Raw genomic sequence first — 23,338 nt, forward strand, 5'->3', positions numbered from 1 at the left:
TGAGGTACTACAACTCTGCCGCGCGGCGTACCGTGAGGATCAAGTCCTCTGGCGGGGGTGTACGTGCATGCGCAGTACCAGCATTGGTGATCGGCTTGCGAACCTTCGGGAGTTCCGCGATCTCACGCAAGAGCAGCTCGCGGAGCGCGCCGGTGTCCATGTGGACACGATCCGGAAGCTGGAACAGAACCGTCGCTCATCGGCAAGGATCAATACGCTGCGCGCGCTCGCGTCCGCGCTGGACGTCGAACTTGAGCGACTACTGGGCCAGCCCACGGTGACCCAAGAGGTTCCAGACGAGGGCGGTTTGCTCGCCCTGCGCGACGCCATCCAGGACGTATCCACGCTGCCCGGCGTGCTGGCCGACGACCTGGATGAAGACCCACCCAGCCTGGATGAGTGGACCGACTCGGTGCGTGCGGCCACCAACCTGTACTGGCAGGGGCGTTACTCGAAGTTGTCTGGCGCCCTGCCGCTGATCCTGCGCGACGGCCGCGCGGTAGCCCGGGACGCCAGCGGAGCGGTGGCCGAGCGCGTGTGGCAGCAGTTGGCGCTTGCCTATCAGCTGGCGGCGTCTTTGACGACGCAGGCTGGGCATACGGCGTGGGCGTTCGAGGCGGTCGCCAAGCAACTGGAGGCTGCACAGCGCGCATCCGACCCGCTGATGGAGGGTATGGGCGTCTCAACCCTTTCCTGGGTGCTGCTGCGGCAAGGACGCTGGACGCAGGCCCAACAGATCGCGGAGCGCAAGGCAGACGCGTTGGAGCCGTCGTTCCGACGGGCGAAACCGGCGGAGTTGGCCGTGTACGGCAACCTGCTGGTTGCCGCCGCGACACCGGCCGCGCGGCAGGACAAGCGCGACGAGGCGAACGAAATGCTGAACCTGGCCCAGGCGGCGGCAACCCGTTCCGGACCGACGCGGGCGTACGGGACAGCGTTCAGCCCGGTCGACGTGCAAACGCAGGCGGTGAACATCGCGATGGCCGGGCAGGACAACGAGCCCGCCCAGGCGCTGCGCCTCGCTGCGGAGGTCGACCTGGGGGCGATCACGCGGCCTGTCCATCGTGCGTCGCACCGGCTCGATGTGGCACAGGCCCAGTACCAGACCGGAGACGGCGACGGCGCCCTGACGACGCTCCTCGACGTCGAGGGAGGGCAACCGGAGTGGATCAAGTACCAGGTACTCGCGGTGGCGACAGTGCGGGAGATGCTGGAGGCGGATCGGCGCCGGAAGAGTGAACTGCGTTCGCTGGCCGCCCGGTTGGGCGTCGATCCCACCCTGTGAGGGCCTAGGACAAGACGTCATAGTCGCGGGACCACCGCCCCGGCGAGTGGTGGACTCCGTCACTGGGGCGTGGTGCCACGCGCACGTAGCGTGATCCGCATGACCGCGTCGCTGCCCCGAGTCGCCACACTGACCGCTGAACAGTCCACGCTTGCCTACGTCTATGACCGCTGCGTGACCGAAAACAGAGCCGAGTTGGAGCGTCGCCTCCAAGCCTGCGCCGCGTATGTCGGTAGTCAGGGTTGGGGCTTCGGTGGATGGTGGGTGGATAACGGCGACTCCGCCTTGACCAACGACCGCAGGCCCGCGTTCCGCGCTTTGCTGAACACCGTGCGGGCCACCGACAGCAGCCGTCCTCGCGTGTGCTTGGTCTACGAGTGGAGCCGCCTCAGCAACGATCCCGCGGCCCGCGACCTGTTCATCCGTCGCGTGCTTCAGCTGGGCGCCTGGGTGGAGACATGTCTGGGCGAGAAGCGGTTGCCGGACGGCACCTGGGTACAGCGCACCCGATTCGGCTCACGGAACTGCGAGAGGAAGGAAAGCCCCATGTTCAGCCACTCCGACCGGTTCCCCACCGGGACGCCACTCCCGCAAGGGCACCTGACCCCCGCGCCATGGGGTCTGCGCCGTCTCGTGCCGTATCCGGGGGCGGAGGGGCCGCGGTACGGCCGTGTCGAGCTCGACGCCGTCACACAGACCGCGCGCTACTACGCCTCCGATGGCACCCTCACCGTGGCGCCCGGCCACGGGACCTCCTCGGGGACCAACCCGCCCACGGGCACGGGCAACCCCAGCGACGGGGCCGGGCCCGGTGGAAGCGGTGGCGGGGACAGGGACACCGGGAATGACACCGACCAGTGACTCACCAATCCCGTGCGGTGTTGGTCGTCACCAACGTGGACGACCCGACGGCTGATGTTGTGATCAACGAGCTGCACGGCCGGGGTGTCCCGGTCGTGCGGTTCGACTCCGGTGAGTTCCCCGCCACCTTGTCCTGCTCCGCCCACATCGGCGGCGAAGCACGTCAGTGGCGCGGAAGCGTGCAAACGCCCACCCGTACCTGCGAGTTACCGGCCGTCCGGGCCATGTACTACCGGCGCCCCTCCGGCTTCGCCTTCCCGCACCTGAACGAGCAGGACGCGCGCTTCGCCGCCGCGCAGGCCCGGTACGGCCTCGGCGGCGTCCTGACGTCCCTGCCCGACTGCCTGTACGTCAACCACCCGAACCGCATAGGCGACGCCGAGTACAAACCCGCCGGCCTGGCCGCGGCGGCGAGTTGCGGCTTCAGCGTGCCGCCTACGCTCGTCACCAACGTGCCCGACGACGCACGCCGGTTCGTCGGGGCACACGGTCCGGTCATCTACAAGCCGTTGTCCGTACCGCTGTACCTGATCGACGGCACGGCCCAGACCGTCGAAGTCGCGGAGGTGGGCGCGGACGAGATCGACGACAGCGTCAGCGGCACCATGCACCTGTTCCAGATCCGGGTGGACAAGGTCGCCGACGCACGCGTCACCGTCATCGGCCGCCACGTCTTCTGTGTGCGTATCGACTCCGACCTGTTGGACTGGCGCACGGACTACCGTCGGCTCACGTACTCGGTCATACAACCGCCGCCGGGCATCCGCGAGGCCCTGTTCGCCTACCTCCGCCACTTCCGGCTGGTCTTCGGCGCCTTCGACTTCTCGATCGACCGCCAGGGCCGATGGTGGTTCCTGGAATGCAACCCGTCGGGCCAATGGGCGTGGCTGGAGCCGGAGACCGGTCTGCCCATGGTCGCGGCGATGGCCGACCTGCTGGAGAGGAAACCCAGGTGAGCACAGACGAGCAGTTGCGCCAACGACTTGCCGACGACCTGGCGGCAGGCGGCCACCTTCGGGGTCAGCGGTGGCGGCGGGCCGTCGAAGCCGTGCCCCGGCACGTGTTCCTGCGTGGTGGGTTCTTCGAGCAGGTCCCGGGTTCGGTACCCACCGCGTGGCGGCCGGTCCTGCCGGACAGCCCCGGGTGGCTTGAGCGCTGCTACGCGGACGAGTCGCTGGTGACGCAGATCGCGGGCACGGTCGTGCCCACGGACATCCGCGGCGAGATCATGCGCGCGCCGACTTCGTCCAGCACGATGCCGAACCTCGTCGTGCGCATGCTGGAGGAGCTGCAAGTCGAAAACGGTCAACGGGCGTTGGAGATCGGCACCGGTACCGGCTACTCCACGGCGCTGCTGTGTCACCGCCTCGGCGACGAGTACGTGACGTCCGTCGAGGTCGACCGGGACGTGTCGGCCCGGGCCCGTACAGCGCTCGGCGAATGCGGGTACTTCCCCGGTCTCGTGGTGGGCGACGGGCTGGCCGGAAACAAGGACGCTGCGCCGTACGACCGGGTGGTCGCCACGTGCGGCGTGCTCACCGTGCCTCCGGCGTGGATCGAGCAGACACGGCCTGGCGGCGTCATCCTCGCCACCTTGTGCGGCTGGCTGTACTCCTCCGAACTGGCGCGGCTCACCGTTGCCGAGGACGGCACTGCCGTGGGCCGGTTCCTGGGCGGTCAGATCTCGTTCATGCTGGCCCGCCCCCAACGTCCCACATCCTTGGGAATGTTGCCTGATCTGGAGTGCGGGGCAGAACGCCCAGCCCAGTTGGGCGTGGACGTGCTCGATGACTGGACCGCACGGTTCGTCGCACAGCTCGCCGCTCCCCGAGCGCAGCGCATCACCCTGCCTCGCGACGACCGGACGGAAGACATCATCATCGATGTGGACTCCGGCTCATGGGCCGCTCTGTGGCGGGACGGAGAGCGGTGGCGGGTCCGGCAGGGCGGCCCCGCGCCGTTGTGGGACGCGATCGAGGAACACGTCCTGCGCTGGCGCGCGGACGGAGCGCCGCCCGTGGATCGGTTCGAGATCACCGTCACCCCTGAGGGCCGGACCGTCATCGCCTGGCCTGCTCGTGAACCGCGTCGAGGGGATCAGCCCGCCAGGCCCAGCAACTCCTCCGGCGAAGCCGGGAGTTCGCGTCCGACCAGTGTGCGCAAGAGGGCGTAGGCCGATGTGTCGCCGGTCAGGATGCCGCCCAGTAGCGTGTTGGCGTCGGGGGCCAGGACCAGTTTCCGGTACGTGTTCGGCGTGGCGTGGGTGAACTCCACGGCACCCGCCGTGATGGCGCGTGCGTCGCCGAAGCTGGCGACCGGGACGTCCAGGAGCTTCAGCCTGGTGGAGGTGTCGGCGCCCTTGAAGCGGGCTTCCGCGGTGCCCAGGAGTTGGGCGGCCACCGCTTCCGCCATGCGGTAGCCCGGGGCCGACAGGCCGTAGCAGCGGCCGTTCACCGCGGCGCATTCGCCTATGGCCCAGATGTGGGGGTCCGCGGTGCGGCACTGGTCGTCGACGAGGAAGCCGCCTTGCTCCGCTCGCTCCAGCCCGGCGGTAAGCGCCAGTTCGTCGCGGGGGCGGACGCCCGCGGAGAAGACCACCAGGTCCGCCTCGACGGCCGTGCCGTCCGCGAGCCGCACCCGGCCCGGCGCGATGGACTCGGTGGCCGTCCCGCAGTGCACCCGTACCCCCGACCCGGCCACCAGCCGGGCCAGTAGCGCTCCCGCAGCCTCGTCCACCTGCAACGGGAGCAGCCAGGGCGCGAGTTCCACCACCTGCGGGCGCATGCCGAGCAGGCGAAGCGCGTTGGCCGCCTCAAGGCCCAGCAGACCGCCGCCGATCACCACACCGGGACGGCCGGGCCGGGCCGCCGCACGGATCGCGTCGAGGTCGTCCAGGGTCCGGTAGACGAAGCAGCACGGCAGGTCGTGCCCTGGTACGGGCGGTACGAACGGCCGTGAGCCGGTGGCCAGTACGAGGGCGTCATAGCCGATCACCGTGCCGTCGGTGGTCCTTACGGTGCGGGTGGTGCGGTCGACCGCCGTCGCGGTGGTGGACAGCCGTAGTTCCACCGCCGGATCGGCCAGCAAATCGTCATCGGCCAGGGTGAGTTCGGCCGCGCTCCTGCCGTCGAAGTACGAGGAGAGGGCCAGCCGGTCGTACGCCGGACGGCGCTCCTCGGCGAGCACCACGATCCGCCACTCCCCGGCGCGGTCCCGGGTGCGCAGCTCCGTCACCAGGCGGTGGCCGACCATGCCGTGTCCGATGACCACGAGTGTGCGCGGCATCGCTATCCCGTCTCCCGTTCCAGGACGGCGCACAGCCGCCGTACGTCCGGCGCGCAGCCGCCGCAGCCGGTGGTTGCGCGGGTCGCCGCGGCGAGGTCCGGCAGCTCGCGGGCGCCGCCCCGCCAGGCATCGGACAGCGTTCGCTTCATCACGTTGTTGCACAGGCAGACCACCGCGTCGTCCGGAAGTTCCAGCGACCCGGAGCCGCGCCGCGAGGCGGTGCCGAGCAGCAGCGCCAACCGGTCCGCGGGCACCGGCAGGTCCCGGTCGTAGAGCTGGCTCACCGAGGCGATGGCCTGCGGAAGGCCGATCAGCACGGCACCGGTGATCCGCTGCTCGCGCAGCGCCAGCGAGGCGTACCGGCCGCGCGCCGGATCCGAGAACGTGACGACTTCCGCGCCCCCGCCGTCGGGCGTCCCCAGTGCCGCGATGTGGATGCCGGGAGTGCGCGGCCGGATGACGGGCTTGGCCGCGCGGTGGCCGACCCGCTCGCCGGTGAGCACCCGGGCCAGGGTGTCGGCCTGCTGCCAGGCGGACTCGACCAGCCCGGACACCCGGCCCGCGTGCTCCGCGCAGTCGCCGATCGCGTGGACGTACGGGTCGCTGGTGCGCAGTTGGTCGTCCACCACGACGCCGCAGGCCACGGCCAGACCGGCGGCGCGGGCCAGGCCGGTCTCGGGTGTGACACCGGTGCACAGCAGCAGGGTGTCGGCGGGCAGCGTCCGCCCGTCGTCCAGCAGCAGCTTGCCGGGCGCGTACCCGACGGCTCGGTGGCCCAACTCCAGCTCCACGCCGAGGTCCCGCAGCCGCCCGGCGAGCAACTCGCCTCCGTGCGGGCCCAGTAGCCGCCCCATGGGCTGCGCCCGCCGGTGTGCCAACGTCACCTCGTACCCCGCCCGTCGCAGCGCCAGCGCCGCCTCCACACCCAGCACACCGGCGCCGAGCACCGCGACCTGGCCGGGGCCGATCCGCTCGCAGTCGGCGAGCGTACGCAGACACCGCACCCCTTCCGCCAGCCGCCCGCCGGGCATACGCACACCGGCCACCTCGGGGATCCGGGGCCGCGCCCCGGTGGCCAGCACCAGCCGGTCGTACCGGTACGACAGCATGCCCCGGCCGTCGTCCGCGCGGGCCAGCACCAGCCGTCGGGCCCGGTCGACGCCGACGGCGGTCACGCCGAGCCGTACCCGGGTGCCGTCGGGGTGCCGGGGCAGCGCGATGGCGTCCGGGGGCAGGCTGCCGTCCAGTACCGAGGTCAGCAGCACCCGGTTGTACGCGGCACGCGGCTCCGCGCCGAGCACCGTGACGCCACCGGAGTGGCCGAGCTGGCGCAGCCGGTGCACCAGGCGGTGCGCGGCGGGGCCGTTGCCGATCACCAGTACCCCGGTCATGCCGGGCCCGGATGGGGTTCGATGCGTACCGCCGAGACCTTGAACTCCGGCATCTCGCTACGCGGATCGAGCGCGTCGCCGGTGATCAGGTTGGCCCGGCCGGTGCCGGGATAGTGGAACGGCAGGAACACCGTGTCCGTCCGCATCGTCGCCACCAACCGCACCCGGGCCACCGTGCGGCCGCGCGCCGAGCTGACGGCGGCCAGCTCGCCCTCGGCGAGCCCGGCGCGCGCCGCGGTGTCCGGGTGCACCTCGACGTACATCTGCGGCGCGGCGGCGCCGAGTTCCGGGACCCGGCGGGTCTGCGCACCGGACTGGTAGTGGGCGAGCACCCGGCCGGTCGTGCCGTACAGCGGATACCGGTCGCCGACCGCGTCGGCGGACTCCCGGTGGTCCACCGCGGCGAACCGGGCGCGCCCGTCCTGGTGCGCGAAGCGGTCCAGGAACATCCGGGGCGTACCGGGATGTCCCGGCGCGGGGCACGGCCAGTGCAACTCCTCCCCGGCGTCGAGGCGTTCGTAGCTGATGCCGCAGTAGTCGGCCCGGCCGCCTCGGGTCGCCCGGCGCAGTTCCTCGAAGACCTCGCGCGGTGCGGTGGGATACCGCTCGGGCGGCTCGCCGAGCCGTACCGCCAGGCCGTGCAGTACGTCCAGGTCGCCGCGTACGCCCTCGGGCGGGTCCAGCAGCCGCCTTCGGCGCAGCACCCGCCCTTCGAGGTTGGTCATGGTGCCGTCCTCCTCGGCCCACTGGGTGACCGGTAGCACCACGTCGGCGAGCGCGACCGTTTCGGACGGCACGAAGTCCGCGACGACCAACAGGTCGAGGGCGGCCAGCCGTTGGGCGACGTGGGCGGCGCGCGGCGCGGACACCACAGGGTTGGAACCGAAGACCAGCAGCGCCCGGGGGCCGCCCGGGGTGCCGAGCGCGTCAAGCAGTCGGTACGCGCTGCGGCCCGGTCCTGGCAGGCACTCGGCGTCGACTCCCCACACCGCGGCGATGTGCCGGCGGGCCGCCGGGTCGGCGATCAGCCGGTAGCCGGGGAGCTGGTCGGCCTTCTGGCCCAGCTCGCGGCCGCCCTGGCCGTTGCCCTGCCCGGTCAGACAGCCGTAGCCGCTGCCCTCGCGGCCGGGCAGGCCGAGCGCCAGGGCGAGGTTGATGAACGCGGCGACGGTGTCGGTGCCCTTGCTGTGCTGCTCGGCGCCGCGCCCGGTCAGTACGTAGGCGCGTGCCGCGTCCGCCAGCATCCGTACCGCGGTGCGCTGGGCCTCGACCGGTACCCCGGTGACCCGTTCCACGCGCTCCGGCCACCAGGTCATGGCGTACTGCCAGGCGGCCTCGAAACCGGTGGTGCGGTCGCGTACGTAGCGCGGGTCGCGATGGCCCTCGACCACGGCGAGGTGCAGCAGGCCGAGCGCCAGGGCGAGATCGGTGCCGGGTACGGGTTGCAGATGGAGTGCGGCGCGCTCGGCGGTGGGGGTGCGGCGCGGATCGACGACCACCAGTTCGGCGCGGCCGAGGTGGCGCATGAGCGGCGGCATCGTCTCGGCCGGGTTGGCCCCGGCGAGCAGGACGGTGTCCGCCCGGCCCAGGTCGGCCACCGGGAACGGCAGGCCGCGGTCGACGCCGAACGCGGCGGTTCCGGCGGCGGCGGCCGAGGACATGCAGAAGCGGCCGTTGTAGTCGATCTGGCTGGTGCCGAGTGCCAGCCGGGCGAACTTGCCCAGCAGGTAGGCCTTCTCGTTGGTCAGCCCGCCCCCGCCGAACACCGCGACCGCGTCCGGGCCGTACCGCTGCCGTATCCGCCGCAGCCGCTCGGCCACCGTGTCGAGCGCGCCGTCCCAGTCGGCTGGGGTGAACGCCCCGTCCGCACCGCGCACCAGCGGTGTCCGCAGCCGGTCGGGGACGGTCAGCAGCGTGGGCGCCGTCCAGCCCTTCTGGCACAAACCGCCCTGGTTGACGGGGAACCCGGGATCCGGTCGTACGGCCGCGCCCGCACCGTCCCGGCCGAGCAGGGTGCCGCACTGCAGGGCGCAGTACGGGCAGTGGGTGGCCACTTCGCGCCGGGCCTCAGACACGGTCGGCCTCGCCGGAGACCGGTGCGGGCACCGCCACCGCGGAGGCGACCGGCGCCACCGCGAGCACGGACGGCCGGGCGTTCAGCGGGCGCCGCAGATAGACCGCCCACGTCACGCCCACGCACACCGCGTAGTACCCGAGGAAGCCCCAGAAGGCGGGCGTACCACTACCGTGCGGCCCGTCGTACGCGGCCCGGAAGGCCAGGTCGACGGCGACGCCGCCGAGCGCGCCCAACGCTCCCGCGATGCCCATCACCGCACCGGACAGCCGCCTGGCGCGGTCCAGCGCGCTCGCCGCGGGCTCGCCTGCCGCACGCGCCCGCCGCGCCTGCTGGGCGAAGACCGCGGGGATCATCTTGTACGTGCTGCCGTTGCCGATCCCGCTCAGTACGAACAGCGCGGTGAACGCGGTGACGAACAGCGGGAACGACCGCGACCGCGAGGCCACCAGCAGTGCCCCGGTGCCCGCGGCGAGTGCCAGGAACGTCCAGCAGGTGACCCGGGCACCGCCCAGGCGGTCCGCCAACCTCCCGCCGAGCGGCCGGAACAGCGAGCCGAGCAGCGGCCCGAGGAAGGTGTAGGAGGCGGCGCGCAGCGCGGTGCAGCCGAACTCGTCCTGCAACACCAGCCCGAAGGCGAACCCGTAGCCGATGAACGAGCCGAAGGTGCCGACGTACAGCAGCGAGATCCACCAGGTGTGCGGATTGGCGGCGGCCTCCCGTTGGGCGCCCGGCGCGGTGCGCACCGCCTGGATGTTGTCCATCGACAGCGCGGCGAGCACGCTGACGACCACGATCAGCGGCAGGTAGACCGCGACGACGTACTCCGGGTGCCCGCTGCCCGATGTGGCGATCACCAGCAGGCCGAGGAGCTGCACGACGGCGACGCCCAGGTTCCCGCCGCCCGCGTTGACGCCCAGCGCCCAGCCCTGGCGCCGCCTGGGGAAGAAGTGGCTGATGTTGGTCATCGAGGAGGCGAAGTTGCCGCCTCCCGCCCCGGCCGCCGCGCCGATCAGCAGGAACACCCACAGCGGGGTGCCCGGACGCTGCACGAAGTACAGCGCACAGCCGGTCGGCACCAGCAGCACCGCTGAGGAGAACACCGTCCAGTTCCGGCCGCCGAACCGGGTCACCGCGTGGCTGTACGGCAGCCGCAGCACGGCACCGACCAGCGTGGGCACGACCACCAGCAGGAACTTCTCGCCGGGGGTGAAACCCAGGCCGGTCCTGGGGGACATGAACAGGACCAGGACCGACCACAGGCTCCACACGGAGAAGCCGACGTGCTCGGAGAGCACCGACACGATCAGGTTCCGGCGGGCGATGTACTTGGCACCGCGCTCCCAGAAGTCCTCGTCGTCCGGGTCCCAGTGCTCCACCCGACGCCCGGAGCGGGACGGTGCGTTCGTCATCTCTCCTCGGCCTTTCGTGAATTCCCGGGAGCGGCAGGTGCGTTATGCCCGTAGCGCCCGGTCGACAAGCGGTCCGGCGGCACCGGTGTACGCCGCCGGGTCGCACAGCTCGGCCAGTTCGCGGGTGGTGATCCGGCCTTCCAGTTCCGGCGCCTCGGCCAGCACCCTGTGCAGCGGCCGGCCGGTCTTCTCCGCGGCGCTGGACGCCCAGGTGAGCAGTTGCTTGGCGGCGGCCTTCCCCAACTGGGGTGCCAGCACCGCCGCGATCCGCTCGGAGACGACCTGGCTTCCGGTCAGGTCCAGGTTCTCGCGCATCCGCTCGGCCTGGACCGTCAGCCCCTCGGCCAGCTCGACCGCGGTGTGCGCGGCGCCGCCGGTGAGCCGTAGGCACTCGCGCAGCAGCAGCCACTCGGCGTGCCAGGCACCGGCCGACCGCTCGTCCTCGGACAGCAGGCACTGGGTCAACCCCGTTGCCAGCACCGGGACCTGCAGCGCGGCGCTGCGCAGCATGGTGGCCAGCACCGGGTTGCGCTTGTGCGGCATCGCCGACGAGCTGCCGCGACCCGCCGCGGTCGGCTCGGTCACCTCGCCGACCTCGGTCCTGGTCAGCGACTGCACATCGACCGCGATCTTCCCGAGCGCCCCCGCGGTGAACGCCAGGGCGCCGGCCAGGTCGGCGATCGGGGTGCGCAGCGAGTGCCAGGGCAGCACCGGCCGGGCGAGCCCGGTCTCGGCGGCGAAGGCGTCCAGCAGCCGGTCGAGGTACTCGCCCGGTTCCGGCCGCCCACCGCCGTCGATGGCCGCGTACTCCAGGTACCCGGCCAGGGTCCCGGCCGCGCCGCCCAGCGCGACCGGAAGCCCCGACTCCATTACTTGGCCCAGCCGTTGGTCCGCGTCCAGCACCAACTGCCGCCAGCCCGCCGCCTTCAGCCCGAACGTGGTGGGCACCGCGTGCATCGCCAGGGTGCGGCCCGCCATCAGCGTGTCCCGGTGCCGTCCCGCGAGAGCGGCCAGCGCGGTGGCGGTGCGGTCCAGGTCGGCCCGGACGATCCGCAGCGCCCGGGTGGCGACCAGCATCGCGCCGGTGTCGAAGACGTCCTGACTGGTGGAGCCGCGGTGCACGTACTCCGCCGCGGTCAGGTCGGCATCGGCCACGATCCGGGTGAGCGCCTGGACCAGGCCGACCACCGGGTTGGCGGTCTCCCGTGCGGCGACCGCCAGGGACCGCAGGTCGAGGCGCTCGGCCCGGGCCACCGTGGTGATGGCGTCCGCCGCGCTCTGCGGCAGCGTGCCGAGCCCGGCCTGGGCGCGGGCCAGCGCGGCCTCCGCGTCCAGCATGGCCTGGAGCCACGCCTGGTCGCAGACCGCCTCCTCGACCGGGGTCCCGGCCCGTACCGGCGACAGCAGCCCGGTGTCCGCGTGGGCGTCCGGCGGCCTGGTCATACGACCACGCCGGTCAGGTCGATGTCACTCACCACCGGACGCACCGCCGCCGGGACGTGCGCCACCGGTGGCAGCGCCAGCACCGCACGGGCGATCGCGTCGGAGTCGCCCAGCGTCACCGAGTCGACCCCGGGCCGGATCCCGGCCGCGGTCACCCAGTGCACGGACTCGGTGGGCACCCCGTAGGCGAACCGGCGCGGATGCGCCCGACCGCGGGCGTCCAGGATCCGGTACGGCGTCTCGGTGACCGCCAGCCCACCGGTCTCGTACACGGTGCCGTGCGAGCCGGTGATGCGGTACGGCGCCGCCTGGTCGGTCTGCAACAGGTGCAGCAGCAGCGGGTCGTCGGTGCGGCGCAGGTCGGGCTCGGGCAGCCGGGCCTCGATCAGCGCGGTGGACCGGATCGGCGGTCCCGGCACGATGGTGGACTCGGCCACGAACGCCGGGGTGGTGGTGTCGAGCCGGATCTGGGTGCCGGGGCCGGTGATCACCAGGATCCCGGCCTCGATCAGCGCCATCATCTCCTCGATGCGGGAGACCGGCGGGCCGATGGACAGGAAGGCGTTGAGCGGGGTGTACCAGCCCTCCAGGTCGTCCCGGTGCGAGTTGCCGTCCAGGCCCCCGTGGTCGACGGCGAGCCGGATCTCGTTGCGCAGGTCGCGCAGCACGTCGAGGGCGGCCTTGAGCGGGCCGCTGAGGTTGCCCTGGCGGGCGGCGGCCACGTCCTTGGCGAGGTAGTCCAGCAGCCAGGCGGCGAAGTCGGCCCGGTCGGCGAACTCCCGTCCCAGGTAGGGCTTGGACAACCGCTCCCAGTCCCAGCGGTCGGCGATCGCGATGCCGTAGGCGTCGAGCAGTTCGTCCCGCTTCGGCCCCTCGGGCAGCGCCAGGTACCGCCCGACGAACTCCTCGCGGTCCGCGTCGCTGCCCCTGGCCTCAAGCAGCGTGCCGTAGTAGACGCTCTCCACCTCGCGGGAGATCAGCGGCCACAGGTCGGCGCTGAACACCAACGGCTCGCCGTTGTCGGCGCGTTCGCGCAGTCCGGCGATGTACTCGGCGGTGAGCAGCTTGGGGTAGTACCGGCCGTAGGCGCCCTTCTCGTTCTCGCCGCGGGCGTGGTACGGCACGCCGCGCCGGGAGCTCGCGTACAGCCGGGGCTCCTGGCCCGAGGGACGGTAGACCAGCTTGCCGCCCTCGCGCACGAACGTTCCGCCACGGCCGGCGGTGAACAGCGCCATGTGGTCGAAGAAGTTCAGCCCGAGACCGCGCAGCAGCACGGCCTGGCCGGGCTCGATCCCGCTGAGGTCGAGGTCGGCGGGGTTGGCCGGGGTGATGTAGGTCAGGTAGTGGATGCGGGCCAGGCTGGCGGTGCGCGCCTCGCGGGGGGTCAGCCGGGCCGGTACGTGGCCCTGGGCCAGGATGACGGCGTCCAGCTCGTTGAGCCGGGTGCCGTCCTCCAGCCGGACGCCCTGCGGACCGCCGGTGACGCCGTGCGTGTCGGCCATCGCCACCGCGCGGGAGCGGTGCACCTTGACGGTGACGTGGTCGGGGGCGCCGGCCACGACCCGCTGGAAGCTGTCGTGCAGATAGCGGCCGTAGAAGGCGCGGGTGGGGTAGGTGTCCGGGCCGAGCCGCTCGGCCTCGGCCAGGGTCTGCTCGTCGTAGCTGTCGAGCTGGCTGAGCACGGAAAGACTCTTCGCCCACTCGTACAGGGTCGGTCCGGGCTCGATCGGCCCGGCGATGCGCGAACTGTCGTCGGTGAAGACGGTGATCTGCGACGCCACGGTGTTCATCAGCAGGTGGCGGGACTGCTCGGGACGCCATACGGTTCCGGCGCCGGGCGCCGACGGATCGACGACGTGCACGACCACCTCGGCGTGTGACGGCGCCTTCCGCTCGTTGGCGCACAGCCGTTCCACCACGGACAGCCCGCGGGGTCCGGCACCGACGACGCAGACCTCAAGGCGGCTGCTGCTCATGCGGGCACTCCGTTTCTGGGCAGGGGAAGCATGGGGCTAGGCGCTCTTCTTCTCGTCGGCGGGCTCGGCCGCGGCTGAACTCGCCTTCCGCTGCGGGCCGTTCTTCTGCTCCTCGACCAGGCGGGCCAGTTCCAGCCGCTTGATCTTCGTGGTGGCGGTCTGCGGCAGGTCGTCCAGCCGCCACTGCACCGGCGGGGCCATCTTCGGCAGGTCCGCCACCGCCGACTTCCAGGCGATCTGGTCCAGCGGCACGTCGTCCCTGGTGCACACCACGGGGACCGGGGTGCCCTTGGAGTCCTGGACGATGATGACCTCGATCAACTCCGGTACCCGCGCGAAGAGTTTGTCCTCGATCTCCAACGTGCTCTCGATGCCGGGGATCTCGTCCACCTCGCGGTCCAGCAGGTGCAGACAACCCCACTTGGTGCGGTAGCCCAGGTCGCCCATCCGCCACCAGCCCTCGTCGGCCTGCTTCTCCCAGCGCTCGTGCTCGCCGAGGTAGGTCACGATGCGGCCGTTGCTGGAGACCTCGATGTATCCGGGGGACTGCTTGGTGGGGGTCTTTCCGTCCCGGCTCACCACCCGGACCCCGGTCATTCCGGGAAACGGCCGCCCGACGCAGCGGCCGTCCGCGTCCGCACCGCGGTTCTTGGTGTAGGTACGGGCGGCGATCGGGCCCACCTCGCTCTGGCCGTACGCCTGGGCGAAAAGCGGCTGCTTTCGCTCGGAGGCGCCCAGCAGGGTGTGCACGGTGCGCGGGTGGATGGCGTCGAAAGTGCTGCTGAAATACTTCACGTTGGCCAGCGGCTTACCAGGGTCGTCGGCCAGCACCTCCCAACGCAGGAAGGTGTTGGGGTGCGCCTCGATGAACCCCGGAGGCACCTGGGTGAATATCTCGCCGACGCTCTTGGGGTCGTCGTCCCGGAGCACGATCAGCGGATGCCCCTGCAGCACGGAAATGGGCATCGCGGTGAACATCCGGGAGTGCACGAACGAGACGTGCAGGGCGATCGGTTCGCTCTTCTTGACAGCCATCGCGACGATGGTGCCCTGCGGGCGGTAACGGGACTGGAACGTATGGCCGGTGTGCACCGCGAGTTTCGGTGTTCCGGTGGTGCCCGAGGTGTGCGTGATCAGCGTCGGGTAATCCGGCGGCATGGTGATCGCGGGAACCCGCGCGGCGCCGGCGAGCGATTTCAGTTCCAAAGCACCGGAATAGCTGCCGGAAGTGAGCAGCACCCGCTCGGAAAGACCGAACACCTCGGCCGGAAGGTCGTTTTCCAGCTTCGCCTGGTCGGTGACGAGGAACGGCTGGTCCACCCTGCGCAGCAGTTCGGCGACGGTCACTCCGTCCAGCTTCGGCGACAGCAGCACCGGGACGGCACCGACCCGCACGATCGAGCAGGCCAGCAGCGAGATGTCGAAGTTGTCGGACTTGTGGACGACGACCCGCTCCCCCGGACGGACCTTCGCGGCCCACAGGCGGGCGGCGAAGTCGTCCACCAGGTCGGCCACTTCGGTCAGCGTCGCCCGACGGCCCAGTTCCGGGGCTATGTCCAGATCGTGGTCGAGGATGACCAGGCTCGCCGGGTGCCGGGCCGCCGCCCGTTCGAACAGCGTGCCGAGGCGTATCCCCTTGTTCCCTATTCGTTGCAGAAACATGTACCCGCCCTCTCGGAAGGTAGCGGTCGCCGGAACTGCGGCGTCACCGCGCTGCGGCGTCACCGCTTTTCGATGACGTCCTTGATTCGCTTGAGCGTGTCGTCGAGGTCCTGCACCAACTTGGCGGTCCAGTCGGTGACGAACTGCTTGCGCTGTTCCTCGTCCAGCTCGGCTACGATGTGGTGGATTCCGGCGGTGGCCTTGCCCATCCGGAAGTGGTGGGTCAGGAGGGAGCCTTCCGCGGTCGGCTCGATGTCGAATCCCCAGACGCTCTCCTGGTCATCGCGGGCGTGGGTGAGCATCATCCAGCGGAAGGTGCGGCCGGGTTCCGCGGCGACGACCTTGGATTCGGTGTACCAGACACCGCGGATCAGCGGCGCCCAGGCGACCACGTCCTCGCTGCGGTCGTTCTCCCCGCGGAAGATCGCGCCAACGGTGCGCGGCTCCCCCGATATCCACTCACCGCCCCGGCATTCCGGGCTCCATTCGGCGCTGCGGGTCAGGTCGCTGACCACCGAATAGACCTCGTCGGGAGTGGCCGAGACGGCGATGTCGGCGCGGAGTTCGAAAAGCGGCGAGATTTCGATGATGGATTTACTCATGTCCGCAATCCTCCAGAGGACGTGCCACACGGGCAATGCATGTGGTTCGGGTCCGTCAGGTTTCAACGAATCGGGGGAGCAGGCGAGTTGAACTCCCCGGCGGAAGACGTCCCGGTGGGGGTTCGGCCGTTCTCCCGATCGAAAGACCCCCAGGCGGCAGGCGCCTACGTGTGCAGGACCAGCCGGATGCCGTGCGCCTCGCCGGCCTCCACGGCGCGGTGCGCCTCGGCCGCCTCGCTGAGCGGCAGCGACCGCGTCCGGCGGGGGCGCAACCGCCCGTCGGCCAGCAGGCGGTTGATGGCCGTGGCGGCCTCCGACAGCTCCGCGGTGGTCGCCTGGGAGATGGCGAAGCCGACCACCGAGCAGTCCTTGAGATACAGCGGGCCGACCGGCAGCACGGGCCGGGTCCGCATGCCGGCGAGCAGCACGATCCGGCCACGTTTGGCCAACAGCCCGACGGCGGCGTCCAGGTCGTTGTGCGCGGCCGTGTCCACGTGCAGGTCGACGCCGCCGGGGCTGGCGCGCAGGACGCGCCCGGGAACGTCGGGGTCCCGGTAGTCGATGACCTCCGCGGCGCCCAGCGAACGGCAGTACTCGGCGTCCCGCGGACCGGCCACCGCGATGACCCGTGCCCCCGCCTCGGCGGCCATCACCACCACCGCGGCGCCGACGTTACCGGCGGCGCCGAGGACGACCACGGTGTCCCCGGCCCGCATCCGGCCGTGGGTGAACAGCGCGAGGTAGGCGGTGGCGGCAGGGTGGGCCAGGGCGACCGCGTCGCCCGGCTCCACCCCGTCGGGCAGGTGGTAGAGCCGGTCGGCCGGGACCACCGCCTTCTCGGCGGCGGCGCCCTGCCGTCCGCCGTGGCCCAGGCTGTTGCACCACACCCGGTCGCCCACGGCGAACCCGGGCGCGCCGGGACCGGCCGCGGCGACCCTACCGACCAGGTCCCGGCCGATGACGAAGGGGAACTCGACCGGGGTGCGCCAGGCACCGGACCGGACGAAGGTGTCCACATGGTTGACGGTGGCGACCTCGACGTCCACGAGCACGTCGTTCGGTCCTGGCTGCGGAGTGGGCAGCTCGCCGTAGCGGATGGCCTCCGGCGGTCCGAGCTGCTCGATATAGGCGGCACGCATGGTCATGGATTGTGAGGGCGGTCCGAGCCCGGGTCGGCAGGTGCGCGCGGGGTGTGTCAGGTCCCCACGTCCAGCCGCCCGACCGGCCGTCGCCCGGCCCATGGTGGTCCGGGCACACCCCCACGCGGCCATAACGGGAGATCAACGTCGGCAGGTGCGCACCGGGTGGTGGTCCGACCACCATCCCCCGTTGCACCCGTGTGCTCTGCGCACCTGTGCGGGACGGAGCCGTGACGCGCACCGTTGAGGTGCATTCACCAGGCTGTCCGTCGAGTCGAGATGGGGGATATCGATGAGTGGCATCGCTTCCTTCCCGAGCGCACTGCGCCGCCAGGCGCCCGAACCCACTTATGTCCGGGCCTATGACGCGGTACTGAACGAGCTGTGCGCCGAGCTGTTCACCTCGCTGCCGCGCAGCGACCAGCGCCGCAAGGGCATGGACTACGTGCGCGGCCTGCTGGAGGCCAAGGGACGCAAGTCGATAAGGAACATCGCGGCGCTCAGCGGTGGACAGGCCACCGAGCAGAGCCTGCACCACTTCGTGTGCAGCTCCACCTGGGACTGGGCACCGGTGCGCCGTGCGCTCGCCCACTACCTGGTGCGCGACACACCACCGCACGCCTGGGTGGTACGGCCCATGGTGACCCCGAAGGCGGGCGAACACTCGGTGGGCGTCGACCGGCGCTACTCCGCGGCGCTGGGCCAGGTGCTCAACGCGCAGCAGGCGGTGGGCGTTTGGGCGGCCACCGAGGACTTCAGCGCCCCGGTCAACTGGCGGCTGCACCTGTCCAAGGCGTGGATCGACGACTCCGACCGCCGCAACCGGGCGTCCATCCCGGAGGACCTCGACGCGGAGACGCTGGGCGACTGCGCGGTCCAGGCGTACCTGGACATGGCGCACGGCTGGGGGCTGCCGGTTCGGCCGGTGGTGATGGACGCCCGGGAGGCGGACGCCATGTCCACCATCGGCAAGCTGCGGGCCTGCGGCGCGCCGCTGCTGGTCCGCATCAACCCGAGCCAGCCGCTCACCCCGGCCGACCCGACCATGGCCGCGCGGGCGACGGAGCCGATGGCTGCCCACCAGATCATGATGTCCATCAAGGACATGCGCCGGCCGGTGATGTGGTCCGACCACGGCCCCGGCACCGGCATGCGCACCAGTCTGGTCGCCGCCATCAGGGTGCGGGTGCCGTTCCGGCCCACCCGGATCACCGGCCCGCAACGGGTCGCCCGCGGCGGCGAGTTGGTGCTGCTGGGCGAGTGGGACACCGGCCGCAGCATGCCCGCGGAACTGTGGCTGACCGACCTCACGGCGGTCCACCCGGCCGCGCTGCTGCGGCTCAGCAAGCTGACCCGCAGGGTCGACCGCGACTTCACCCAGATCGCCGACCAGGTCGGCATCCGCGACTACGCGGGCCGCTCCTTCAGCGGCTGGCACCGCCACGTCACCCTGGCCTCCGGCGCCCACACGGTGGCGGCGCTGTCCTCGGTGGCGGAGCGGGAGATGAGCTATGTGTCCTGATCCTCCGAGCGTTCCTTGGCGATGGTTGAGCCACGCCGTAGCAGGCCGGAGCGCACCCGGGAAAGCCGGAGCGCGAGCTGTACTTCGAGCGCCCGCTCCGGCTGCTGCCACTCAGGACCGAGCAGCTCGCTGATCCGTTCCAGCCGCCGAGCCACCGTGTTGGGATGCACATGCAGTTTCTTGGCAGCGTAGGTAGGACTGCCGCCCGCCTCGAAATAGACCTCCAGGGTGCGCGTGAGCTCGGTCGAACGCAGACGGTCGTAGTCGAGCACCGGTCCGATCGCCGAGTCGATGTACCCCTCGACGTCATGGTTGTCCGAAAGGAGCACCCCGAGAAAGCCAAGTTCACGCGAGGAAGCGGCGCGTCCTATGGCGCCGAGGGAGGTCATCGCATCGAGGCACCGCAGTGCCTCCTGGTATCCGTGGAACACGGACCCCGGCCCGGTCACCGGTCCCGCGGCGCCTGTTGTGAGCGGATGGCCCAGTAGCGGCGACAGTTCCTCCCCCACCGCCCGGGCCGCCGCTCCGGCGTCCGTACCAGGCAGCAGAAGGACCGCGCAGCCGTTGCGCATGCTCTTCAGCCCGCTCATACGGTGGGCATAGGAGGAGGCCCAGATGGCGGCCTTGCCCAGGGACTCACCCTCAGACCGCGCGATGACCACCACATGAGGTTTGCTGAGGTCGATGCCGAGGCGTCGTGCGTGCTTCTCCAACTGCTGGGGCGGGCGCGGCGGACTGGCCAGCAGGTCATCGAGAAGTTCGTCGCGGACCTGGCCTTCGGCGAAGGCGGTGCGATTCTGCAGCAGAATCTGGATCGCCGCCGCTTGGGCGACCAGGCGTAGCAACTGTTCGTCGCGCGGGGCGATCGGCCGACCGGGGCGCAGCAGCAGCGTGCCCAGATCCTCGCTGCCTGCGGCGATCGGCGCCGCCCACAGCCCGTTCTCCAACAGCACCGGCTTGTGGGCGGTATGTGCGTCCATGGTGGCCAACACGACGGATCTGCTGCCCCCTTCGGGCATGTCGCCCGCCGTAGTGAGCACCGTCCCGTTGGCCGCGCATATTCGCACGGCTCCGTCGAGTCTTCGGCTGGCCGCCTCGGCCAGCGCGGGCAGGTCGCCACCGGAGAGCACCAGTTCGATCAGCTCGTTGTGTACGTCGCTGAGTTCCCGCATTCCGGCCATGACCGCCGCGGTACGCGCGCTCTGCGCCTCAAGCTCGGCCACCGCCGCGGCGGACCGGTCGAGCAGCGTGGCGCGCTCGATGGCGACACCGGCGAGGTCTCCCAGCGAGCTGAGCAGGGCGACCTCGTCGGCGGTGAAGTGCCGCACGCTACGAGAGGAGACGTAGAGGGCACCGAACGGCTTGGTTCCGTGGCTCAACGGCACGGCCATGACGGCTCGTTGCCCTTCCGCCCTGACGACCCGATCGATGACCTCGCTGTGCCGAATCCGGGCGTCGTTAAGGTAGTCGGGAGTCCAGAACGGTGCGGGGTTGGCCAGGACGCTGCTGCCCAGCCCCGCGTCATGCGGCAGCCGCAGGCCTACGTTGAGCGTTGACGTGTGCCCGTCGGAGGTGCGCACATAGACATATCCGTCCTCGTCATCCGGGAGGCTGATGTACGACATGTCGATGCCCAGCAGCAGCCGCGCGCGCCTGGTAATGACCTTGAGCATGCTGTCCAGATCGTGCGGTTCGGCCAGCTCGCGGGCGGTGTCGACCAAGGCCGAATACCCGGCCTCCCGTTGGCGATGCCGCTCCAGTTCCTCCGAGATGGTCATCGCGACGCGTTTGGCACGCTCCAAAGCGGCCAGTTCTTCGGCGCTGACGCCTTTCTGGCGCGCCTCAGAGACAAGAATCTCAAACTGATTCAACGGCGCTTCGCTGGCCAGCAGGTCCAGTACCGCGTACGCGCCGGTCCCCGCCCACGCGTTGTCCTGCGCCACGATTCCCCCAACTCTCGTTTCCCCCGCGGCTGCACGGCTGTGAGCCATGGCGTGCTTGACCGGGAAGTTACGCATCGCGGTCGGCAGGCGTCAACCCGTGGTGATCGCAATCTGCGGACCGCGCACCACACGGCCGTAACACGGACGGTGCCCGGATCACCATGTCCACTCGCCAAGCCTGTTGTTGGATCACCTTCCGGCGGAGTGGCCCGCCAAGGAATGGTTGAACTCGTCGACGCGAGAAGTGTTGGCCAGTCAATGACCTCATGGGGGAAGGCAATGCCGGAGGTAAACGAGCGTATCCAGCCAACGCGGCTGTCATCAATCCGCTTGACGGGACTGGCCAGCTCCGGCGCTTAGCCGCGAAGCACTCGGAACTTCAGCCGCGTGGCGTTCCCTGAGTACCACAAGATCTACTCCTGCCACGGACAGGCACAGTAGGCCCGTTCAGCGTCCCACAGGGCACCGGGAGTACCGGTGCACACACGGATGGCAACAGGCCTTCCGCCGCGAAACGACGATCTGAGATCGACGTCAGGCCTCGATAAAGCACAGCCTTCGACAGATCCGTACGTGAAGGAACCAGGTACACACCACAACCCAACACCGTACACACGACGGGGGAAACATCGTGCGCACTCTGCTGATCGACAACTACGACTCGTTCACCTACAACCTCTTCCACTACCTGGCCGAGGTCAACGGCCGGCAGCCGGAGGTCGTGGTCAACGACGATCCGCGGTGGCGGATCGGGCACCTTCGGGACTTCGACAACGTGGTGATCTCGCCGGGACCGGGGAACCCGGGGCGGGGCGCGGACTTCGGGATCTGCGCGGAGGTGCTGGAGCACGGCCAACTGCCGACGCTCGGGGTGTGCCTTGGGCACCAGGGGCTGGCGCTGGTCCACGGCGGGCAGGTGGTGCGGGCACCGCAGCCCTACCACGGGCGGGTCTCGCCCGTGGTGCACAACGGCACCGAGCTGTTCGCCGGGATCCCCTCGCCGTTCGAGGTGGTCCGGTACCACTCGCTCGCCGTCGACCAGCTTCCCGACGTGCTGGAGGCGACCGCGTGGACGGCGGACGGCGTGCTGATGGCGGTCCGGCACCGGGAGCGCCCGCTGTGGGGCGTGCAGTTCCACCCCGAGTCGATCGGCGGCAGCCACGGCCACCAACTGCTGGACAACTTCCGCCGGTTGAGCGAGCCCCACCGCCGCCGCACCGCGCCCCGCGTACTGCCGCTGGCCACCGCACCGGCCGCGCCGGCACCGGCCACCGCACCCGCCGGGCGACGCGCGCCGCGGCAACTGCGGGTACTGGTCAAGACGTTGGAAACCCGGTGGAACGACGAGGTGGCCTTCGACGAGCTGTTCCGCGGCGGTGACCACGCGTACTGGCTGGACAGCAGCCGCCGGGACCACCACACCGGCCGCTTCTCGATCATGGGCGACGCCAGCGGCCCGCTGTCCCGGGTGGCCACCGCCGACATCTGGAGCAGCACGGTGACCGTGCGCTCCCCGCGGTCGGCCGAGATCGTCACCGGTGAGTTCCTCACCTGGCTCGACGAGGACCTACGGGCCACCCGAACCGAAGTGCCCGAGCTGCCCTTCGAGTTCGCGCTCGGCTGGGTCGGCTACCTCGGCTACGAGCTGAAGGCGGAGTGCGGCGGCGACCGGGCGCACCGGTCGCAGGAGCCGGACGCCGTGATGGTGTTCAGCGACCGCGCCCTGGTCTTCGACCACCACGAGGGCACCAGCTATCTGCTCGCCCTCACCGAGAACGGCGAGGAGGGCGCGGCCCGCCAGTGGCTGGCCGACACCGCGGAACGACTGGACAAGATCGCCGACCGCCGTCCCCGCTGGGTCGGACCCCAGGAGGCACTCGGCGAGCTGCGGCTGCGCCATGACCGGCCCGCCTACCTGGAGTTGATCGACGCCTGCCAGCGGGAGATCGCCGCCGGTGAGACCTACGAAGTGTGCCTGACCAACATGGCCGAGGCGCACGGCTCCCTGGACCCGTGGCGGGGCTACCGGCTGCTGCGCCGCTCCACCCCGACGTCGTTCGGCGCGCTGCTCAGCTTCGGCGAGGTGAACGTGCTCAGCGCCTCACCGGAAAGGTTCCTGCGCATCGACCGGGACGGTCTCGCCGAGTCCAAGCCGATCAAGGGCACCAGGCCGCGCGGTGAAACCCCCATGGAGGACACCCGGTTGATGGCCGACCTGATGACCAACGAGAAGGACCGCGCGGAGAACCTGATGATCGTGGACCTGGTCCGCAACGACCTCGGCCGCTGCGCCGAGGTGGGTTCGGTCCAGGCCAAGGAGGTGTTCCAGGTGGAGTCCTACGCCACCGTCCACCAACTGGTCAGCACGGTACGGGCAAGGCTGCGCGAGGACAGCTCGGCGGTGGACTGCGTACGGGCCGCGTTCCCCGCCGGGTCGATGACGGGGGCGCCGAAGCTGCGCACCATGCAGATCATCGACCGGCTGGAGGCCGGGCCGCGCGGGGTCTACTCGGGCGCCATCGGCTACTTCTCGCTGACCGGGTCGGCCGACCTCAACGTGGTGATCCGCACCGCGGTGGTCACCTCGGACCGGGTCCGCTACGGGGTGGGCGGCGCGATCATCGCCCTGTCGGACGCGGAGGCGGAGTTCGAGGAGACCGCCGTCAAGGCGCTGCCGTGCACACTCCTTACCGGCACGGAGTTTCCGCGGCACACCGCGGTGAACGCCTAGCACTTCGTCCCC

At 70.9% G+C, this 23,338-nt stretch carries 16 protein-coding genes and 1 pseudogene; 7 read left to right on the top strand and 10 right to left on the bottom strand.

The window, feature by feature from the left end:
- Positions 1 to 67: 67 nt before the first annotated feature.
- From P3G67_RS23810 to tgmC, 5 genes and pseudogenes are all read left to right on the top strand, one after another.
- On the top strand, positions 68 to 1,285 hold the full coding sequence (locus P3G67_RS23810; protein WP_276095289.1) for a helix-turn-helix domain-containing protein: 1,218 nt from the start codon (positions 68 to 70) through the stop codon (positions 1,283 to 1,285).
- A 99-nt stretch (positions 1,286 to 1,384) separates the two neighbouring features.
- Positions 1,385 to 1,717, top strand: a pseudogene (locus P3G67_RS23815) (recombinase family protein); the annotation flags it as partial.
- Between the two features lie 114 nt (positions 1,718 to 1,831).
- Positions 1,832 to 2,146, top strand: a complete 315-nt coding sequence (gene tgmA, locus P3G67_RS23820; protein ID WP_269857927.1) for a putative ATP-grasp-modified RiPP — start codon at positions 1,832 to 1,834, stop codon at positions 2,144 to 2,146.
- Positions 2,143 to 3,102, top strand: a complete 960-nt coding sequence (gene tgmB / locus P3G67_RS23825; RefSeq protein WP_276095290.1) for an ATP-grasp ribosomal peptide maturase — start codon at positions 2,143 to 2,145, stop codon at positions 3,100 to 3,102. The genes tgmA and tgmB overlap by 4 nt, the downstream gene beginning before the upstream one ends.
- On the top strand, positions 3,099 to 4,319 hold the full coding sequence (tgmC, locus tag P3G67_RS23830; RefSeq protein WP_276095291.1) for an ATP-grasp peptide maturase system methyltransferase: 1,221 nt from the start codon (positions 3,099 to 3,101) through the stop codon (positions 4,317 to 4,319). Before tgmB ends, tgmC begins: the two co-directional genes overlap by 4 nt.
- Here the strand turns inward: tgmC and P3G67_RS23835 are convergent.
- The 9 genes from P3G67_RS23835 to P3G67_RS23875 form a co-directional block, all read right to left on the bottom strand.
- Complete coding sequence (locus tag P3G67_RS23835; RefSeq protein ID WP_276095292.1) at positions 4,244 to 5,431, bottom strand: NAD(P)/FAD-dependent oxidoreductase; 1,188 nt, start codon at positions 5,429 to 5,431, stop codon at positions 4,244 to 4,246. The genes tgmC and P3G67_RS23835 overlap by 76 nt on opposite strands.
- A 2-nt stretch (positions 5,432 to 5,433) precedes the next feature.
- Positions 5,434 to 6,822, bottom strand: coding sequence for an FAD-dependent oxidoreductase (locus P3G67_RS23840; protein WP_276095293.1), 1,389 nt, complete (start codon positions 6,820 to 6,822; stop codon positions 5,434 to 5,436).
- Complete coding sequence (locus tag P3G67_RS23845) at positions 6,819 to 8,897, bottom strand: molybdopterin oxidoreductase family protein (protein ID WP_276095294.1); 2,079 nt, start codon at positions 8,895 to 8,897, stop codon at positions 6,819 to 6,821. Before P3G67_RS23845 ends, P3G67_RS23840 begins: the two co-directional genes overlap by 4 nt.
- Positions 8,890 to 10,308 (bottom strand): MFS transporter, encoded by a 1,419-nt coding sequence (locus tag P3G67_RS23850; RefSeq protein ID WP_276095295.1) that lies wholly within the window; start codon positions 10,306 to 10,308, stop codon positions 8,890 to 8,892. The genes P3G67_RS23845 and P3G67_RS23850 overlap by 8 nt, the downstream gene beginning before the upstream one ends.
- A gap of 42 nt (positions 10,309 to 10,350) precedes the next feature.
- Positions 10,351 to 11,751: a 3-carboxy-cis,cis-muconate cycloisomerase gene (gene pcaB / locus P3G67_RS23855; protein ID WP_276095296.1), complete on the bottom strand. Its 1,401-nt coding sequence runs from the start codon at positions 11,749 to 11,751 to the stop codon at positions 10,351 to 10,353.
- On the bottom strand, positions 11,748 to 13,727 hold the full coding sequence (locus P3G67_RS23860) for an FAD/NAD(P)-binding protein (RefSeq protein WP_269857877.1): 1,980 nt from the start codon (positions 13,725 to 13,727) through the stop codon (positions 11,748 to 11,750). The genes pcaB and P3G67_RS23860 overlap by 4 nt, the downstream gene beginning before the upstream one ends.
- Positions 13,728 to 13,763: 36 nt before the next feature.
- On the bottom strand, positions 13,764 to 15,389 hold the full coding sequence (locus tag P3G67_RS23865; protein ID WP_276095297.1) for a class I adenylate-forming enzyme family protein: 1,626 nt from the start codon (positions 15,387 to 15,389) through the stop codon (positions 13,764 to 13,766).
- Between the two features lie 59 nt (positions 15,390 to 15,448).
- Positions 15,449 to 15,991, bottom strand: a complete 543-nt coding sequence (locus P3G67_RS23870) for an SRPBCC family protein (RefSeq protein ID WP_276095298.1) — start codon at positions 15,989 to 15,991, stop codon at positions 15,449 to 15,451.
- A 164-nt stretch (positions 15,992 to 16,155) separates the two neighbouring features.
- A complete protein-coding gene (locus P3G67_RS23875) occupies positions 16,156 to 17,130 on the bottom strand; it encodes an NADPH:quinone reductase (protein ID WP_276095299.1) in 975 nt (324 codons plus the stop codon).
- A 292-nt stretch (positions 17,131 to 17,422) separates the two neighbouring features.
- Between P3G67_RS23875 and P3G67_RS23880 the strand changes: the two genes are divergently transcribed.
- Positions 17,423 to 18,652 (top strand): IS701 family transposase, encoded by a 1,230-nt coding sequence (locus P3G67_RS23880; RefSeq protein ID WP_276095300.1) that lies wholly within the window; start codon positions 17,423 to 17,425, stop codon positions 18,650 to 18,652.
- Here P3G67_RS23880 and P3G67_RS23885 read toward each other — a convergent pair.
- Complete coding sequence (locus P3G67_RS23885; RefSeq protein ID WP_276095301.1) at positions 18,640 to 20,595, bottom strand: helix-turn-helix domain-containing protein; 1,956 nt, start codon at positions 20,593 to 20,595, stop codon at positions 18,640 to 18,642. The two genes, P3G67_RS23880 and P3G67_RS23885, sit on opposite strands and share 13 nt — an antisense overlap.
- Positions 20,596 to 21,226: 631 nt before the next feature.
- Between P3G67_RS23885 and pabB the strand changes: the two genes are divergently transcribed.
- Entirely contained in the window at positions 21,227 to 23,326 is a 2,100-nt protein-coding gene (gene pabB, locus P3G67_RS23890) for an aminodeoxychorismate synthase component I (RefSeq protein ID WP_276095302.1), read from the top strand.
- Positions 23,327 to 23,338 lie beyond the last annotated feature (12 nt).

Source organism: Streptomyces silvisoli, from assembly GCF_029269905.1.
In the GTDB taxonomy this organism is placed as follows: Bacteria; Actinomycetota; Actinomycetes; order Streptomycetales; family Streptomycetaceae; genus Streptantibioticus_A; species Streptantibioticus_A silvisoli_A.

Bases quoted from the DNA above. Each gene is read 5' to 3' on its own strand.
- P3G67_RS23810 (WP_276095289.1), top strand. From the start codon at position 68: ATGCGCAGTACCAGCATTGGTGATCGGCTTGCGAACCTTCGGGAGTTC.
- tgmA (WP_269857927.1), top strand. From the start codon at position 1,832: ATGTTCAGCCACTCCGACCGGTTCCCCACCGGGACGCCACTCCCGCAA.
- P3G67_RS23835 (WP_276095292.1), bottom strand. From the start codon at position 5,431: ATGCCGCGCACACTCGTGGTCATCGGACACGGCATGGTCGGCCACCGC.
- P3G67_RS23840 (WP_276095293.1), bottom strand. From the start codon at position 6,822: ATGACCGGGGTACTGGTGATCGGCAACGGCCCCGCCGCGCACCGCCTG.
- P3G67_RS23850 (WP_276095295.1), bottom strand. From the start codon at position 10,308: ATGACGAACGCACCGTCCCGCTCCGGGCGTCGGGTGGAGCACTGGGAC.
- pcaB (WP_276095296.1), bottom strand. From the start codon at position 11,751: ATGACCAGGCCGCCGGACGCCCACGCGGACACCGGGCTGCTGTCGCCG.
- P3G67_RS23860 (WP_269857877.1), bottom strand. From the start codon at position 13,727: ATGAGCAGCAGCCGCCTTGAGGTCTGCGTCGTCGGTGCCGGACCCCGC.
- P3G67_RS23865 (WP_276095297.1), bottom strand. From the start codon at position 15,389: ATGTTTCTGCAACGAATAGGGAACAAGGGGATACGCCTCGGCACGCTG.
- P3G67_RS23870 (WP_276095298.1), bottom strand. From the start codon at position 15,991: ATGAGTAAATCCATCATCGAAATCTCGCCGCTTTTCGAACTCCGCGCC.
- P3G67_RS23875 (WP_276095299.1), bottom strand. From the start codon at position 17,130: ATGCGTGCCGCCTATATCGAGCAGCTCGGACCGCCGGAGGCCATCCGC.
- P3G67_RS23880 (WP_276095300.1), top strand. From the start codon at position 17,423: ATGAGTGGCATCGCTTCCTTCCCGAGCGCACTGCGCCGCCAGGCGCCC.